We start from the raw sequence: 830 nt of genomic DNA on the forward strand, positions 1-830 counted from the left end.
GTCGTAGTGGCTGTTGGCCGAACCGTGGTAGTAGATGTCTTGTCGCCGGTACTCCACTTAAAGTACTTCGCCCCCGTAGCAGAAAGGGTCACCTTATCTCCGGCATTGATGGTTACATCTTTGCCGGCATTTACTTTGGCAGAAGGATTTACCGATACCCTAACCTCATCGCGATCAGATTTTTTGCCCGTACTGTCATAGGCCGTAACGGTGTAAGTAGCGGTCTGTCCTGGTTTAAAAGTAATACTTTGGGTTTTATCTCCCGTACTCCATATATAGCTAGATCCGCCGGTGGCCGTTAAGGTAACACTGGAACCCTCGCAGATACTCTGGTCTTCTCCCGCATTGGCCGTAACACTCGTAGACTCTTCCTTTTTCACGATCACTGTCACGGTATCCGTGCCTTCGCATCCGTCATCATTGGTGCCCCGTACACTGTAAGTCGTAGTGGCTGTTGGCCGAACCGTGGTAGTAGATGTCTTGTCGCCGGTACTCCACTTAAAGTACTTCGCCCCCGTAGCAGAAAGGGTCACCTTATCTCCGGCATTGATGGTTACATCTTTGCCGGCATTTACTTTGGCAGAAGGATTTACCGATACCCTAACCTCATCGCGATCAGATTTTTTGCCCGTACTATCATAGGCCGTAACGGTGTAAGTGGCCGTCTGTCCTGGTTTAAAAGTAATACTTTGGGTTTTATCTCCCGTACTCCATATATAGCTAGATCCGCCGGTGGCCGTTAAGGTAACACTGGAACCCTCGCAGATACTCTGGTCTTCTCCCGCATTGGCCGTAACACTCGTAGACTCTTCCTTTTTCACGATCACTGT

1 pseudogene is annotated in these 830 nt (G+C 49.5%); it reads right to left on the reverse strand.

Going from position 1 to position 830, the window contains the following annotated elements:
* Positions 1–830, reverse strand: a pseudogene (locus tag ES711_RS16325) (hypothetical protein); the annotation flags it as partial.

This window comes from Gelidibacter salicanalis (assembly GCF_007997285.1).
Lineage (GTDB): Bacteria > Bacteroidota > Bacteroidia > Flavobacteriales > Flavobacteriaceae > Gelidibacter > Gelidibacter salicanalis.